Here is a 15,613-nt window from a genome sequence, read left to right as displayed (position 1 = left end):
TCGCGCTGGCTAACCCGTAATATTACTTAATAAAATTCCCCATCTTTATCAAAACTTTAAATAAAAAGGTGTTTATGAAGAAAACTTTATAGATATTCTCTAAAAAAACAGTTATGGTTACTACAACCTTCAGAAATAGTTTCCGATGCAAGTCGCGAAACAGGGAAACTATTGTCTTTTTTTAGCTATTAGTAGGTGCATTATGTCAAATTTAAATAATCAAGTTTCACCAAGTGCGATCGCCTTTATCGATACTAAAGTAGAAAATTATCAAAGTTTGATTGCTGGGGTAAAACCGGGTACGGAAGTAGTCGTTTTGGATGGGAACCGGGATGCGATCGACCAAATTACTGATATTTTAGCTCTTCGTACCAATATTGACAGCATTCACATAGTTTCTCACGGTGCTCCGGGCAGCTTGCAATTGGGTAATGGCTGCTTGAGTGCAGATAATGTGGAAACTTATTCCGAGAAATTGCAGCAGTGGCGGAGTGCTTTAAGTGTTGATGCGGACATTCTCATTTACGGTTGTAATGTCGCATCATCACCTCGCGCTTACCCGAAAGTCCGCCAGGGAATGAATTCCCTGTCTCAAAGCGAAAGTCGGTTGAAACCGACTGCTTACCCGAAAGTCCGCCAGGGAATGAATTCCCCGGCTCAAAGCTCAAGTCGGTTGAAACCGACTGAAAACAAACTCAATAAACAGTCCTCTTCAGAGGACTTTCGCTATGAGACAGGGAATTCATTCCCTGGCGGATCGGATGAATACGCCATAGATAATGAATACGCCATAGATGATCGACACGCCAGAGATATAGACGGTGTAGCCTTCATCCAACGCATTGCCCAACTGACAAATACCAATGTTGCCGCTTCCAAAAACCTCACCGGAAGTGTAGCAAAAGGCGGCGACTGGGAACTGGAAGTCAGAACCGGTTCAAGAGAAACGCCGCTGGTATTTGAAGCCGAAGTGTTAGCGGGTTACGAGTATGTTTTGAATAGTTTTGGTGATGCGACTAATTTTGGCGCGGGGACAAATCCCAAAGGTATTAATGTATTGTTTTTCAACGCTGATACCTTTCCAGACTTGGTAGTGACCAACCTATCAAGCGAAAACATTTCAATTTTGTTGGGAGATGGAAATGGCAATTTTGGAACAGTTACCCAATTGGCTGTAGGTTTGGATCCTGTTTTCGTCACATCAGGACTTTTTAACGCTGACAATTTCCCCGATTTGGCAGTAGCAAATAGCAGTAATAGCAGTGTGTCAATTCTGTTAGGAAATGGCACGGGCGGACTCATTAGTCCACCCAGCACCTTTAGTGTGGGTAACACTCCCTCTTCAATAGCTGTCGGGAACTTTAACAGCGACACTTTCCTCGATTTAGCAGTGGTAAATGCTAACCCTCAAGGTACGGGTAGTGTCTCAATTTTGTTGGGAAACGGTGCTGGCAGCTTTGGCGCTGCCACTAATTTCAATGTTGGTGCGATTCCTGGTTCCGTTGTTGTAGGGAACTTTAATGCTGACAGTTTACCTGACTTAGCCGTTGCCAACAGCCTCTCTAATAATGTCTCAATTATGTTAGGAAATGGCACGGGCGGATTTGGTGCAGCTACTAATTTTGGGGCTGGGCAAAATCCAAATGCGATCGCAACTGGGGACTTTAACGGAGATAATTTCCTCGACTTAGCCACAGCTAACGGCGGTTCTAACAGTGTGTCAATTCTATTGGGAAATGGCACTGGCGGCTTTGGCCCGGCTACTACTGTTAACGCAGGGGCAGGGCTTAACGGCATTGTGGTGAAAGACTTTAGCGGAGATGGCAGACTTGACTTAGCAGTAACAGGAACCAGCGGCGCTGCAATTTTAGTAGGCAACGGCAATGGCGGTTTTAGTGCACCCATTAACTTTGCTGCGGGCACAGATCCAACTTCCATTATTGCAGGCAACTTTAATGCTGATACTCTCCCGGATTTTGCAGTAGCGAATAACGGTTCAGACAACGTTTCGGTGCTGCTGAATACACCCACTACAGTATCCTTCGTTCCTCCCCAAATAGGTAACACTTACAACGTCACTGAAGGCACGACCGACACAATAATTTATGTCCCGGTTACTATCAGCGGTGGCACTCCCTTAACTGATTTAAATGTACCCATTGTCATCGACCCCAGTAGCACAGCTACTCAAGATGCAGACTACACTATTTCAACTACATCCCTTACTTTCTCTGCCGGCACTACTACTCTCACCCAAAATATTGCAGTAACTATTAAAGCTGACAATATCGTTGACAGTAACGAACAGTTAGTTCTCAATTTGGGTGCGATTACAGGCGGTGTTGTCGGCGGTACGAGTCAAGCGAAAGTGGCTATATTGGATAGGAATAGTTCTTACTCAATTGTCGCCGACAATCCCACCATTACCGAAGGCAATACCGGCAAAAATCCTGCCACATTTACTATTACTCGCAGCGGTAGCACGGAACTTTGGAGTACCGTAGATTATGCCATTACCGGCACTGCGACCAACGCCACTGATTACAACAATATCGCCGGCACTTCGGGCGCAACGGCTGCCACTGGCAAAATCACTTTTGCAGAGGGTGAAACATCCAAAACTATTACTTTGGATGTGTTGGGAGATGGCAATATAGAACCGGATGAAACTGTTGCCATTACTTTATCAAATTCAGTTTCACCCGGTGGCGCACCGACTATTGCGACGGCTACCGCTACGGCTACTATCAAAAATGATGACGCTGCCGGCATCACTGTCACTCCAAAGGCAATATCAACCACAGAAGTTGGCGGTAAGGCAGAATTTACAGTCAAATTAAACGCTGCACCAACTGCTGACGTAACCATCGGTTTGAGGAGTGACAATCTTGCAGAAGGAACAGTTTCAACTAATAGCTTAACTTTCACTACCGCTAACTACGATCAACCGCAACCAATAACGATCAGTGGTGTTGACGATTTAGTAGCTGATGGCCCTATACCTTACAAGATTGTCACGGCTGCTGCTGTGAGTACCGATGTTAATTACAGTAACCTCGATCCTGATGATGTCACCGTCACCAACAGTGATAACGAAACTCCGGGAATTACGGTGAATCCGACGGCGGGATTAATTACTGGTGAAGATGGCACCAAGGCCAACTTTACTGTGGTTCTAAATACTCAGCCGACTGCTGATGTGACTATCGGTTTGACCAGTGACAATGTTGCCGAAGGAACTGTTTCAACTAATAGTTTAACATTCACTTCTGCTAACTGGGATACAGCGCAGCCGGTGACAGTAACAGGGCTTAACGATAGCATTGGTGACGGCGATATTAATTACACCATTGTCACGGCGGCTACTGTTAGTACAGATCCGAATTACAGCAACAAAGATGTAACGGATGTTAGCCTCAGCAATAAGGACGATGATACCGCTGGTGTTTCTATTACTCCCACGGCAACAACTGCGACAGAAGGCGGTGCGAATGGCAGTTATGCGCTCAAATTAACGTCGGAGCCGATCGCCCCTGTTACCATTAACTTTAATGCCCCAAGTGAAATAAATGCGATCGCCCCTGTGATCTTTGACAGCACTAACTGGAATGTTGCCAAAACTGTCACTGTCACCGCTACCGACGACAGCAAAGCCGAAGGCACGCACAGCGGCACGATCGCTCACACTGTTACCAGTACCGACACTAAGTATAGCGGTCAGACGGTTCAGGATGTAAATGTAGCTATTACCGACAACGAGACAGCAGGTGTCAGCATTTCTCCCACGCAAACAACTGCTACAGAAGGCGGGGCCGCGGGCAGTTATCAGCTCAAATTAACGTCGGAGCCGATCGCGCCTGTTACCATTAACTTTAATGCCCCAAGTGAAATAAATGCGATCGCCCCTGTTATCTTTGACAGCACTAACTGGAATGTTGCCAAAACAGTCACTGTCACCGCTACCGACGATAGCAAAGCCGAAGGTACGCACAGCAGCACGATCGCTCACACTGTTACCAGTACCGACACTAAGTATAGCGGTCAGACGGTTCAGGATGTAAATGTAGCTATTACCGACAACGAGACAGCAGGTGTCAGCATTTCTCCCACGCAAACAACTGCTACAGAAGGCGGGGCCGCGGGCAGTTATCAGCTCAAATTAACGTCGGAGCCGATCGCGCCTGTTACCATTAACTTTAATGCCCCAAGTGAAATAAATGCGATCGCCCCTGTTATCTTTGACAGCACTAACTGGAATGTTGCCAAAACAGTCACTGTCACCGCTACCGACGATAGCAAAGCCGAAGGTACGCACAGCAGCACGATCGCTCACACTGTTACCAGTACCGACACTAAGTATAGCGGCACGGCAATTCAGGATGTCAATGTAGCGATTACCGACAACGAGACAGCAGGTGTCAGCATTACACCTACGAGCACAACTGCTACAGAAGGCGGGGCGAATGGCAGTTATACAGTCAAACTCAACAGCCAGCCGATCGCGCCTGTTACCATTAACTTTAATGCCCCAAGTGAAATAAATGCGATCGCGCCTGTTACCTTTGACAGCACGAATTGGAATGTTGCCAAAACAGTCACAGTCACCGCTACCGACGATAGCAAAGCCGAAGGCACGCACAGCGGCACGATCGCTCACACTGTTACCAGTACAGACACTAAGTATAGCGGCACAACAATTCAGGATGTCAATGTAGCGATTACCGACAACGAGACAGCAGGTGTCAGCATTTCTCCCACGCAAACAACGGCTACAGAAGGTGGCGCGGATGGCAGTTATGGCATCAAATTAACATCGCAGCCGATCGCCCCTGTAACTATCACTCTCACAACAGGTAATGAGATAGAGGCGATCGCGCCTATCACTTTCACTACCGATAACTGGAATGTCGTTCAATCCGTTACGGTGAAAGCTGTTGACGATACGATTGTCGAAGGCGCGCACAGCGGTACTATCACTCACAGTGTGAGTGGGGGTGATGCTAAGTATAATGTGGTCGTGGTTCCAGGGGTGACAGTGGCGATTACGGATAACGACACTGCACCACCAGTAGTCGTCGATCCGCCAGTAGTCGTCGATCCGCCATTAGTCGTTGATCCGCCAGTAGTAGTCGATCCGGTAGTAGTCGTCGATCCGGTAGTAGTCGATCCGGTAGTAGTCGTCGATCCGGTAGTAGTCGATCCGGTAGTAGTCGTCGATCCGGTAGTAGTCGTCGATCCGCCAGTAGTCGTCGATCCGCCAGTAGTCGTCGATCCGGTAGTAGTCGTCGATCCGGTAGTAGTCGTCGATCCGCCAGTAGTTGTCGATCCGCCAGTAGTCGTCGATCCGCCAGTAGTTGTTAATCCGCCAGTAGTCGTCAATCCGCCAGTAGTCGTCAATCCGCAACCGCCAGTCACTACAGGAACAGGCGGCACAAACATATTCCCGATCAGAATACCGAGCTCTAACGAAACTCCCTTGGGAATAACGGACTCTAAGGCTCGGCATGGGGGGGAAGCGGATGACCACCCAGTATTCACCAACGAACTCGCGGATCTGACGATACCTGGTTTTGTCGGCCCTAATGCCTGGGGAGACTACGACAATGACGGCGATTTGGATCTGTTGGTGATGGAAGGAGGTAGTTTACAAAACAACTATTATCAATCTTTTCCCCGATCGCAATACATCCCCAGAGTGTACAGCAACGAAGGTGATCAAGGCTTTAAACCAATTGATATAGGGCTGCCTCCCGTTTACGGAGGTGTACTTCAGGAAAATGGGAAGGAGCATATTTCCAAGCCTTCTGCTACCTGGGGTGACAGCGACAATGATGGTGATCTCGATATCTTGCTCACAGGTGTAAGAACTGATCCAACACAGACCAACCCCTATGCTACGCCGAGTTACATCCCCATCACCACACTGTACGTGAACCAAAAGATTGAGAACAATCTGCGCCCTTCTTACCAAACCCAGCAGATCAACCCCAATTTCTTTTTGCGAAGCACGGCAAACCTGCCTGGTCTGTTCAACGGTTCCGCAGCTTGGGGAGACTACAACAATGATGGCAGACAGGATCTCGTACTCACAGGCGATACGAGTTCAGGCTACATCGCCAAAGTGTTCCGTAACGAACGCATTGACTTTGGCGGTGGCATTCCCTTTAACTACGGCACTAGCTTTGAGGAGGAGACTGGGGTAAACTTGCCCGGTGTTATTGGCAATGCGGCTTGGGGAGACTACAACAATGATGGCAAACAAGATATCTTGCTGACAGGCGATACCGGTTCAGCATACGTCGCAAAGTTGTATCGCAACACTGGCAATGGCTTTACTGAAGAGAGCAAGCCATTGCTGCAAAATCAAAACCCCAACGAACCTATTAATTACGGTGCATGGGGAGACTCCAACAACGATGGCAAACTCGATATCTTGCTTACAGGTACACAGCAGCGTCTAAATCAGTATCAGTCGCCGATTCCTAATAGCTCTACCAGGCTGCTGCTCCAAAACACAAACTATGGAGGAGATACTACGTTTGAGGAACGTGGAATTACATGGGGGCTTGGTGCTGGTTCCGGTACTTGGGGAGACTACGACAACAATGGCAAGCTGGATATCCTGCTGACAGAACGAAATTATTCGTCTGTTTACAATTTCCCCAAAGTTTACGGACAAAATGAGTCTGGCTATTTTCAACCCATCGACGATACAGGGCTACCTAATAATGTTGCCAGCGCGAATGGTTCTTGGGGAGACTACAACAAAGATGACAAACTGGATATTGCACTCACGACAAGAGATGATTCATCTGTTGGCGGTGGCAGCTTTGTCAAAGTCTACCGCAACAACACCCCTGATGCGAACACGCCACCCTCTGCACCTCAAACTCAAGGTTTCAATTTCCCTCAGATTACTCCCGAAGGAGTTATCTTAAGTTTGCCCCCAGGATGGGGGAATCAGATCGACGCTCAAACTCCAAATCAGGGTTTAAGCTACAACCTGCGAGTTTGGACTACTCGTTTCAATCCCGCCGGTGGCGACCCTATTAAAGAGTACATTGTTGGCCCGATGTCCCTGGATGATGGGACTCGGCAAGTAGTGCAGTTGGGAAATGCCAACCAAGCCAACAGCAGCAGTAACTACTACTCGCCTGGTTGGCTGTTAAAACCAGATTACTTAATCCCTGGACAAACTTATAACTGGAGTGTACAGGCGATCGACAGTGCTTGGGCTGGTTCCCCGTTTGTTGAAGGACAAAGTTTTACATTTACAGCCCCCGATATCAAGCCAACGCTTACCATCAGCGCTACGGATGCTAATGCTGCGGAAACCATCTTTCCACCCGAAGAACCCAATCCTGGAAAATTCACTATTACCCGTACTGGTGGCAGCCTAGCTGGTCCGCTGGATGTCTACTACAAGTTCGATAATCTATCCGATAATAGCTACACTCCTATACCCGGTACTGCCACACCAGGTATCGGTATGTATGGAGATTACCAATTGTATTCCGACTCCGAGTCCCGTCAGCCATCCCAACCCCGTCAGGCGTTGACTATCAACCCGTCTGGCAGCAACAGGATCACCATCCCAGCAGGTAAGCGCAGCGTCAACATAGATGTGGATGTCAACCACGACTACCTAGTAGAAGGCGACGAAAAAGTGTTTATCAGCTTAGATCCTATCAGCAACTACAACAGCCAGATAGGCGAGTCCTCTAGTGCTACTGTGATGATCGCGGACAACGACCCCAACACCCCGCCTGTCCTCAACTACGGCCCCGATACAACCCCTTGGCATTACGAGTCCAAAACTGTAAGCAACAGCCCATCGACATTCAACTACCAATTTCCGTCCAACACTTTCACAGATCCCGATCTAGGTGACACGCTTACCTACACAGCAACTCTTGAAAATGGCGATCCTTTACCTGATTGGCTCATTTTCGATCCAGATACTCGCACTTTCAATGGCACAAATTCTCAACCTCAAGATTTCAATATTAAGTTAACAGCAACAGACAGAGCCGGTGCAACTGCCAGCGATACGATCCAACTGATTATGAATGACAGCCGCTTTGGAGGTACTGTCATTGACGGTTATATCTCCGGTGCAACTCTCTTCCTCGATGCCAACAAAAACGGCATCCTCGACACCAACGAACCATCCACCACAACCGATACAGGCGGTAAATTCAATCTCAACATCCCCTTCGAGACATTCGACACCAACAAAAACGGAGAAATCGACCCATCAGAAGGCAATTTAGTAGCCATAGGAGGCATTGACACCGCCACCGGCTTACCCCTAGAAACACCTGTCACCGCACCCCCAGATTCTAGTGTAGTCACCCTCCTAACCAGCTTAGTCGCCGACTTAACCGACAAAGGAATTGAACAAGAAGAAGCGCAATCTTTAGTCAAAGCCGCCCTTTCTCTCCCCGCCGATGTTGACCTAACTAGCTTAGATCCAATCTTAGCGACCAATAACAATCAACCGGGCGGCGTCCAAGTCTTATCCGAAATGGTGAAAGTCCAAAACTTCATTACCCAAACCAGCGGTTTGATTAACGGTGCTTCCAGTGCAGTCAATACCGATATTGTCAAAGCTGTTGTCAGTTCAATTACGGCTCAAATTCAATCCGGTACAGTCTTAAACCTCAGCAATGCCGCAGCCTTAGAACCAATCATTCAGCAAACAGCCGCGAAAATCCAGCAAATAGACCCCAGTTTCAACAGTCAAACAGTCAGCCAAATTACATCGCAATCCGCGACAGTAATGGCAACAGCCAATCAGCGCATTGATGCGGCTGTCTCCAACCCAACAGGAACATCAATTCCTGAATCACTTGCCCGCCTCCAACAAGTAGCCTTGGGCCCAACCACTCAAGAATTCAAAGAAGTTGGTACGGGAAATAAACCTATTTCCCAGCTAGTTGCTGACAATACTGGTACTGCTTTAGATAGCAGAATTGAAGCTGTAGTATTGCCTGTTGGGATTGCCACTCCTGTTGTCAGCGGCGATGCAGATTTGGGCAGCAATTCCCCGGATGCAATTCTCGGTACTAATGGCGACGATATCCTGACTGGCGACAGCGCAAATAATGTGTTAATGGGCATGAGGGGCAATGATTCCCTCGACGGAGTTCTGGGGAATGACACTATTTTCGGTGGCAAAGGTAGCGATACAATCCTGGGAAGTAGCGGTGATGATGCCTTATTTGGCAACCGTGGTGCTGACATTTTGAACGGCGATGATGGTAATGATATTCTTTACGGAGGTAAGGGAGATGATTTACTCAATGGCGGTTTGGGAATTGATACTTTGGTAGGAGGAATGGGAGTAGATAAGTTCCTACTCTCTACCAATTCCGGTACTGATACGATTAATGATTTTGAAGTCGGTCAAGACTTGTTAGTATTGGGTAACGGGTTGAGTTTCTCGCAATTGGCGATTGTTCAAGATAGCGGTGCAACTTTAATCCGGTTTGCACAGACTGGGGAGATTTTAGCTTCTCTCAATGGTGTTTCTGCTAGCAGTATTAGTGCTGTTAATTTCGGATTGATTTGAGATTGGGTAGGGAAACGGCATTGCCCATTAGTGTCAACTTAAGCTTTTAGTCCGTTAGTCTTCTCGCTCATCCGTCAGTCCGCCAGCCAGGGGTTGAAACCCCTGTCTAATAGCTAAAGTCCTCGCTATGAGGACTAATGAGTTCTTCAGTCCTCATAGCGAGGACTTTAGCTTTGAGACAGGGAATTCATTCCCTGTCGGACTATCGGTTTTACCTTAAGTTGACACCAGTTGCGCTGTTGCCGTGTCCTCCATTGCCGTGTTCTCGATCGTTATATCCGATCGCCCAATCGGGCAATTTCATCATCCAATCCGGTTGATTTTACCCGTTACCCGAAATCAGGATACGGCAGTGCCGTGTCCCTACAATCGATCGCGTGATGCTTACATCCGAGCGACGAAAATTGATTATTTTGGGGTAGGGAAACGGCAATGCCGTGTCCTCCGTTGCCTTCAATCCGCGCAGGCGGATTTTGTCTGTGTAGACGCCGTTTCAACCGCCCAGTTTTCTTTCACATCAGCACCGCTGATATCGCATTCCCGGTAACTGCGAAACTAATCCCAACAATTCCAACTGCAAAAGTATACTAGAAACTGTTCCCGCTTCTAATCCCGCTGCTTCCACAATTACATCAAAAGAAATCGGCCCAGATACGATCGCACCTAACACCTTAGCCAATTCCGGCTCCAACGGCGGCCCTTGCTTCTCAACCGTCGGATTTGGAGGAAATAGCGACAACTGCTCGGCTCTATCCAATTTTGGCATAGCTCCGAGCATTTCCAACAACCTGTCTTCGCTTAACAGTCGATCGCGACCAGGCAGAATCGGATGAGCACCTTTACTCAGCAACTCCAAACACCCAAACGAACGCTCATCATCCAATCTTGCCGTCAAAACATACACATCCCGGCAAAAATCATTAGCTTGATAAGCAGTAATTAAAGCACCCGATTTATGCGGAGCTTCTATCACGATTGTAGCGCGGCTTAAGCCAGCAATTATGCGATTTCGGCGGGGAAAATTAGTTTTATTCGGTTGAGTCCCCGCCGGATATTCACTAATTACCAATCCCTGCTGCAAAATGCGATCGCACAACCTCTCATTTTGTTTAGGATATACAATATCTACTCCCGTCCCCACCACTGCGAAAGTCCTTCCTCCCGCCTCCAAACAGCCTATATGAGCCTCTGTATCAATGCCCGCAGCCAATCCCGAAACCACAGTAAAACCGCTTCTAGCCAAAGCCGTACTAAATTTGCGAGTCCACCTTCTGCCGTATTCCGAAGGGCTGCGAGTACCAACTATTGCCACTGTCGGCGTAATTCCTTGATTCTCTTTTACATCAACTAAACCGCGATAATACAACACTGGTGGCGGATTGGGAATTTCCAATAATAAGCGGGGATAATCTGGATCTGCAGGCGTCCAAAAACAGGGATTTTTTATAAGATGTTTTTCGATAAATTCTTCAGGATTAAGTTGAGTTCGTTCTTGCAAAATAGTTTCAATTATCTGCTTGCTGAACCCTTGGATTCGCATTAAATCTACTGATTGTGCCGTCCAAGCTTCTGCCAAACTATTGAAATTTTGGTGCAATCTTTGCAACGAAATCGGCCCGATGCCGTTAATTTGCGACCATGCTAACCAGTAAGCGCGTTCTTCTAGCAACGAGTTACCCTCAACTTATCTGAGAATAATTTTATCATCTTCGGTTAAATATAGTAGGGAAACGGCACTGCCGTGTCGTCTATTTCTTGGGTGGGGAAACGGCACTGCCGTGGCCTGTATTTTCACAGATAGCCTGGTACAGAAATAGCACTGCCGTGTCCTGTATTTACACGGATTTCAAACTGTTATATAAATATTTTTTTCCGAACCGCGAAGGCGCGAAGAACGCGAAGGGAATTAAGAGAAAATTTGACAATTACTGGCTAGGTTTTCCAATCAACAAAACGGGCGTAAATATAAGCAATAATTTCTCCGATCACAGTCCGAAAACCTTCGCTCGATTTCCACCATTCTTGGGAATTATAATCTTGCGGTTCCGCCGCTATAATCCCGACTTTAATCTCAGGATTCAGCACTTCTTTGAAAACAATCCAACTTCTGCGGGCATGAGGGCCAAAAGAATAAAGATTAATTGAGTCAACTTTTATAGCAGAAGCAGCCAGCCAATCCCGAAGTGCGATCGCAGAAGCTGCAGTGCGGTGTTTCAAAACATTCGCGGCTGGTACTGCTACTAATTTATTTTTATCAAATCCTAGCGCAATACAAGTCGCGGCAGTCAGTTCGGCATAATTTTTATATTCAGCGAGATAGTAACCTTTATTTAAAGGAATTCCTGTGGTAATTAATTGGCTGTATTCACCTTTTTTGAATTCGGCGATCGCACTTTCGATCGCATAATCGGGCAACCAGCCTTCGACAACCAATATATCTGCTTTAATCGGCGCATTTACCGCCAAAAATGGATGGATCTTTGTGAGAATTAAGATCATTGCAATTATTAACCCCATCAGAGCAATTACCCAACCTTCCCTGGTAACTGCCCACATTTCTCGGCGGCGGATTAGACGAATTCTCATTTTAACTCGATCTAGATGTTTTCGGGTATGGAGGCAGATGCGGCGAGACTGGGGAAGAGGTAAATAGTGGGAAAGTGATAGAATTTCCCAATGCCCAATGCCCCATTCCCAATGCCTCATTCCCAAATTATTGGTGTTTCAGATACTCAAAAACGCTTTTATCCCCGATATCCTGCGGCATTGGTTGAAAAAACTTGCGTACAGCAAAGATGATAAACAAAGCCGCCCAAATAGCCAGCAAAAATTGTTCATTTTCGGCTGACAAAAAACCGAAAATATGTCCTAAAATTAAGAGAGGAACTCCCGGAGTCAAAAACTTAGTTTCGAGGCGATTAAAGCAGAATGCTTCCTTAAAATAAATGCCATTTAAGGCCGCAAAAGTAAAGCCAATTCCCCACAAAGTCGCGGGATGTTCGTACACTGCTAAAGCTAGAGGTTGGCTGCTTTGTAGGGCGACAAACAATGCTGCCGCGCCGCCGATCGCCCAAAACGCCTGTAGTGTTCGGTGCAGCGCAATCATGTAAATGTGAATAGTTGCCAAGCTGACGCCTAAAGCTATCCAGAAACAAGCAAAAACAGGCGTTACAGCCTGGATTGCCATCGGGTTGTCGCCCTGTTGTAGCACCAGAGTAGCGCCGATCGCAAAACACAGCGCCGCCACCCCCAATCCAGCGCGGTAAATCAACACTCCCGTGCGATCGTTTTGAGTAATTGTAAATTCGCCGAATTGTCCTTGATAGACTGGCGATTCATCAGGTGATTTCAGTAGTTGCATTACAGATTCCTCCTATCATACACGAATGTACTTCTGCCAAGATATACTTTATTGATAAACCGAGCCAGCGAGACCGAGCGATGCCTAAATTTAACAAGCCTAAACTTAACCAGTCTAAAGTTAACAAGTCTAAAGTTAACAAGTCTAAAGTTAACAAGCCTAAAGTGGACGATCGCCCCGATCAAAGCCAATCCCTTCCTTTACCATCCGAACTTCCTCCAGTTCAGCTTGATGAAACCATTGTAGCAGGCAGAAGACCGAAACCGGTCAACGACTTTCAGAGCCTGCTGGAGGAATTATCCGAATTGAGAGCGGGGTTCGATCCAGAAATGTTAGCGCATATCGATAAAAATATGCCATTTAATAATACGCAATTTGAAACTAAAATCAGCAAGATTTTGGGGTCAAAAAATATTGATTTCAGCCTAAAAAATTCCGTCAAATATCTAGATTACATCAAGCAAAATATTCAACTACCCTGCCACGTTACCGGCATAGAAGAGTTTGAATGGGAAGAAGAATATACAATGGGTGGGGGCAGCAAAAAAGAATATGCACGGCTCAAAAAAACTCAACCTTCTTATACTGATAGATTCACAATTAATCGGTTGGAGGATTTGGTGCTTCAGGAAGAAGGCATATTTGTGGAAGTGCAGCGCGTCAGCGATCGCCAAAAGTTTATGTTGCCTTTATCTGAGTTAGAATCAGTTGATGTAACCTCCCGCAACAATCAGTTATTAGATGATTATGCCGTGTGGTTTATCAATTATTAAGGAAGAGTGGAAAAGTGGAAGAGTGGAGGAGGGGAGGAGGGGAAGAGGGGAAGAGGGGAAGAGTGGGAGAAGGGGAGAGTGGGGATGGAAAAAATATTCCTTCTTCCTTCTTCCTGACATCGGTTACAGAATCCGTTGCCGAACATCCTTCTTCCTTCTCCCTGACATCCGTTACATCCGTTACAGAATCCGTTGCCGAACTTCCTTCTTAATTAAATGGAAGCCGACAAGTGCGATCGCGAAACCAAAGCCAAAGCTTCAACCAAACTGCGAACAGCCGCAATCATCGCCACTTCGCTATTAAGTTGGCTCACAGCAGAACCGACACCAACACCTGCAGCACCGGCTCCAATAGCGAGGGGTGCGGTGACGCTGGAGATACCGGAAGCGCAGAGTACGGGGACGGATACGGCGCGGGAAATTTCAAAGGCTGCAGCCAAAGTAGGCGCTGCTTTTTCAATTAATCCCAATGTGCCGGCGTGAATTGGTTGAGCGCTGGTGCCACCTTCGGTTTGGATGATATTAGCCCCAGCTTTGACTAATTCAATTGCTAATTGCACTTGTTTGTCGAGTGCCAAAATGTGGGGAACTGTCACAGAAAGAGTGATGTTCGGAAATAGCGATCGAGTTTCGCGAGTCAACTGCAAAACTTCCTCAGCTTCAAAGCGACGGCCTTCTGCGTAGAAAGCATCAAAGTTACCAATTTCAATCACATCAGCGCCGGCTTCTACCGCAGCCACAAACTTTTCCGGTTCCACTGCCGATACACAAATTGGCAAATTTGTCAACTGTTTTGCCATCAATACCAAATCTCGATCTGCAGCAATATCGACAAAGGAAGCACCGCCGAGATCCGCTGCTTTGACGACAGCCGCAACGTTGGCAGCATCAAAATTATTTAAACCGCTGATAATTTTCAGGGCGCGACCTTGCTCAAAAGCGCGCTGCAATTTAGAATTTACACTCATCGTTAGTTTTCCAACTCAAAAAATTTCTTAGACTCATTTTGACACAAATTAGAACAATTTTTGATTTTTAATTCTTAATTTTTAATTACTACGCGGCTGGCGAAATTTGTAAACATCTTTGATAACTTGTGCCCAACCGTCAGAGAGAGATTCGAGAATACGAGCTCCCTTTTCTTTCGTCGCCGCCGTCGCATCGCCCAACACACCGCTTTGTGTCAACTCTCGCGTCAGCCAAGCAAAAGGCAAATTCCCTTCCATACTCAGCAAACTGTCTGTTGGTAAACCCTGCGGGTACTCGCAAACAGCCAGTTCCATTTTCACCTGTTCCGGCAAAATTGACAACATCAAACTCGTTTCTGCATCACCCGCGTGAATTCCCAACTCCAACTCCTTCGCAGTTAATAATTCAGCAGCCACATTCGGAACCCGCCAAACAAACAGCGGAAAAACCGAAAAATCCTGATATTTTTGATGAATATCCCGCGCCGCAATTTCCACTACCTGCGGCTGTCCGCCGTGACCATTCATTAACACTAATTTCCGAAATCCTGCCTGATAAATACTGTCAGCAATTTCACCTAATACTGTTAAAAGTGTCTGAGCACTGAGCATAATTGTACCGGGAAAATGGCAGTGTTCGTTCGACTTGCCATAGTACAAAGGCGGCAAAGCATACGCGGGAATATTTGCGTCTAACTTGGCCAGCGCTTTGCCTATCACCGCCGCGCTAATTGCCGCATCTACAATTAAAGGCAAATGGGGGCCGTGCTGTTCGATCGCACCTAGCGGCTGAATGATAACTATATTTTCCTTATCCGGCATAGACTCAATTTCTGTCCAAGTCAGATATGGAAAAAAGCGCGATTCTGGAATAAAATTGTGCATAAGGTGGCGGCAAGAGCATAGGCAACCAAGGCAGTCAACTAGAGCGTGTTTT

General features: G+C 46.8%; 8 protein-coding genes. 3 read left to right on the top strand and 5 right to left on the bottom strand.

Translation table 11 applies throughout. The features are described from left to right. Positions 1-202: 202 nt before the first annotated feature. Positions 203-9,574, top strand: a complete 9,372-nt coding sequence (locus QUB35_RS02630) for a DUF4347 domain-containing protein (protein ID WP_333139102.1) — start codon at positions 203-205, stop codon at positions 9,572-9,574. Positions 9,575-10,091: 517 nt separating this feature from the next. Here the strand turns inward: QUB35_RS02630 and dprA are convergent. The 3 genes from dprA to QUB35_RS02615 all read right to left on the bottom strand — a co-directional run bounded on the left by dprA (position 10,092) and on the right by QUB35_RS02615 (position 12,935). Beyond that, on the bottom strand, positions 10,092-11,243 hold the full coding sequence (dprA, locus tag QUB35_RS02625; protein ID WP_333139099.1) for a DNA-processing protein DprA: 1,152 nt from the start codon (positions 11,241-11,243) through the stop codon (positions 10,092-10,094). Positions 11,244-11,506: 263 nt separating this feature from the next. Beyond that, positions 11,507-12,160 (bottom strand): YdcF family protein, encoded by a 654-nt coding sequence (locus QUB35_RS02620; RefSeq protein ID WP_333139097.1) that lies wholly within the window; start codon positions 12,158-12,160, stop codon positions 11,507-11,509. A 127-nt stretch (positions 12,161-12,287) separates the two neighbouring features. Beyond that, positions 12,288-12,935, bottom strand: a complete 648-nt coding sequence (locus QUB35_RS02615; protein WP_333139095.1) for a DUF2301 domain-containing membrane protein — start codon at positions 12,933-12,935, stop codon at positions 12,288-12,290. Between the two features lie 80 nt (positions 12,936-13,015). Here QUB35_RS02615 and QUB35_RS02610 point away from each other — a divergent pair, with 80 nt between their 5' ends. Both QUB35_RS02610 and QUB35_RS02605 read left to right on the top strand, forming a co-directional pair. Beyond that, positions 13,016-13,708 (top strand): calcium-binding protein, encoded by a 693-nt coding sequence (locus tag QUB35_RS02610; RefSeq protein ID WP_333139093.1) that lies wholly within the window; start codon positions 13,016-13,018, stop codon positions 13,706-13,708. Positions 13,709-13,722: 14 nt separating this feature from the next. Then, positions 13,723-13,920 (top strand): hypothetical protein, encoded by a 198-nt coding sequence (locus tag QUB35_RS02605; protein WP_333139091.1) that lies wholly within the window; start codon positions 13,723-13,725, stop codon positions 13,918-13,920. Here the strand turns inward: QUB35_RS02605 and QUB35_RS02600 are convergent, their stop codons facing one another. Then, on the bottom strand, positions 13,921-14,676 hold the full coding sequence (locus tag QUB35_RS02600) for a DUF561 domain-containing protein (RefSeq protein WP_333139089.1): 756 nt from the start codon (positions 14,674-14,676) through the stop codon (positions 13,921-13,923). An 81-nt stretch (positions 14,677-14,757) separates the two neighbouring features. Then, positions 14,758-15,561, bottom strand: a complete 804-nt coding sequence (locus QUB35_RS02595) for a creatininase family protein (protein WP_333139087.1) — start codon at positions 15,559-15,561, stop codon at positions 14,758-14,760. Positions 15,562-15,613: the final 52 nt, after the last annotated feature.

Source organism: Microcoleus sp. B13-B6 (assembly GCF_036705405.1).
In the GTDB taxonomy this organism is placed as follows: domain Bacteria; phylum Cyanobacteriota; class Cyanobacteriia; order Cyanobacteriales; family Microcoleaceae; genus Microcoleus.
This window is presented reverse-complemented; position numbering and strand designations above follow the sequence as displayed.

What these genes read in the sequence shown, in the direction of transcription:
- QUB35_RS02630 (WP_333139102.1), top strand. Translation starts at nt 203, where the DNA reads ATGTCAAATTTAAATAATCAAGTTTCACCAAGTGCGATCGCCTTTATC.
- QUB35_RS02620 (WP_333139097.1), bottom strand. Translation starts at nt 12,160, where the DNA reads ATGAGAATTCGTCTAATCCGCCGCCGAGAAATGTGGGCAGTTACCAGG.
- QUB35_RS02615 (WP_333139095.1), bottom strand. Translation starts at nt 12,935, where the DNA reads ATGCAACTACTGAAATCACCTGATGAATCGCCAGTCTATCAAGGACAA.
- QUB35_RS02610 (WP_333139093.1), top strand. Translation starts at nt 13,016, where the DNA reads ATGCCTAAATTTAACAAGCCTAAACTTAACCAGTCTAAAGTTAACAAG.
- QUB35_RS02600 (WP_333139089.1), bottom strand. Translation starts at nt 14,676, where the DNA reads ATGAGTGTAAATTCTAAATTGCAGCGCGCTTTTGAGCAAGGTCGCGCC.
- QUB35_RS02595 (WP_333139087.1), bottom strand. Translation starts at nt 15,561, where the DNA reads ATGCACAATTTTATTCCAGAATCGCGCTTTTTTCCATATCTGACTTGG.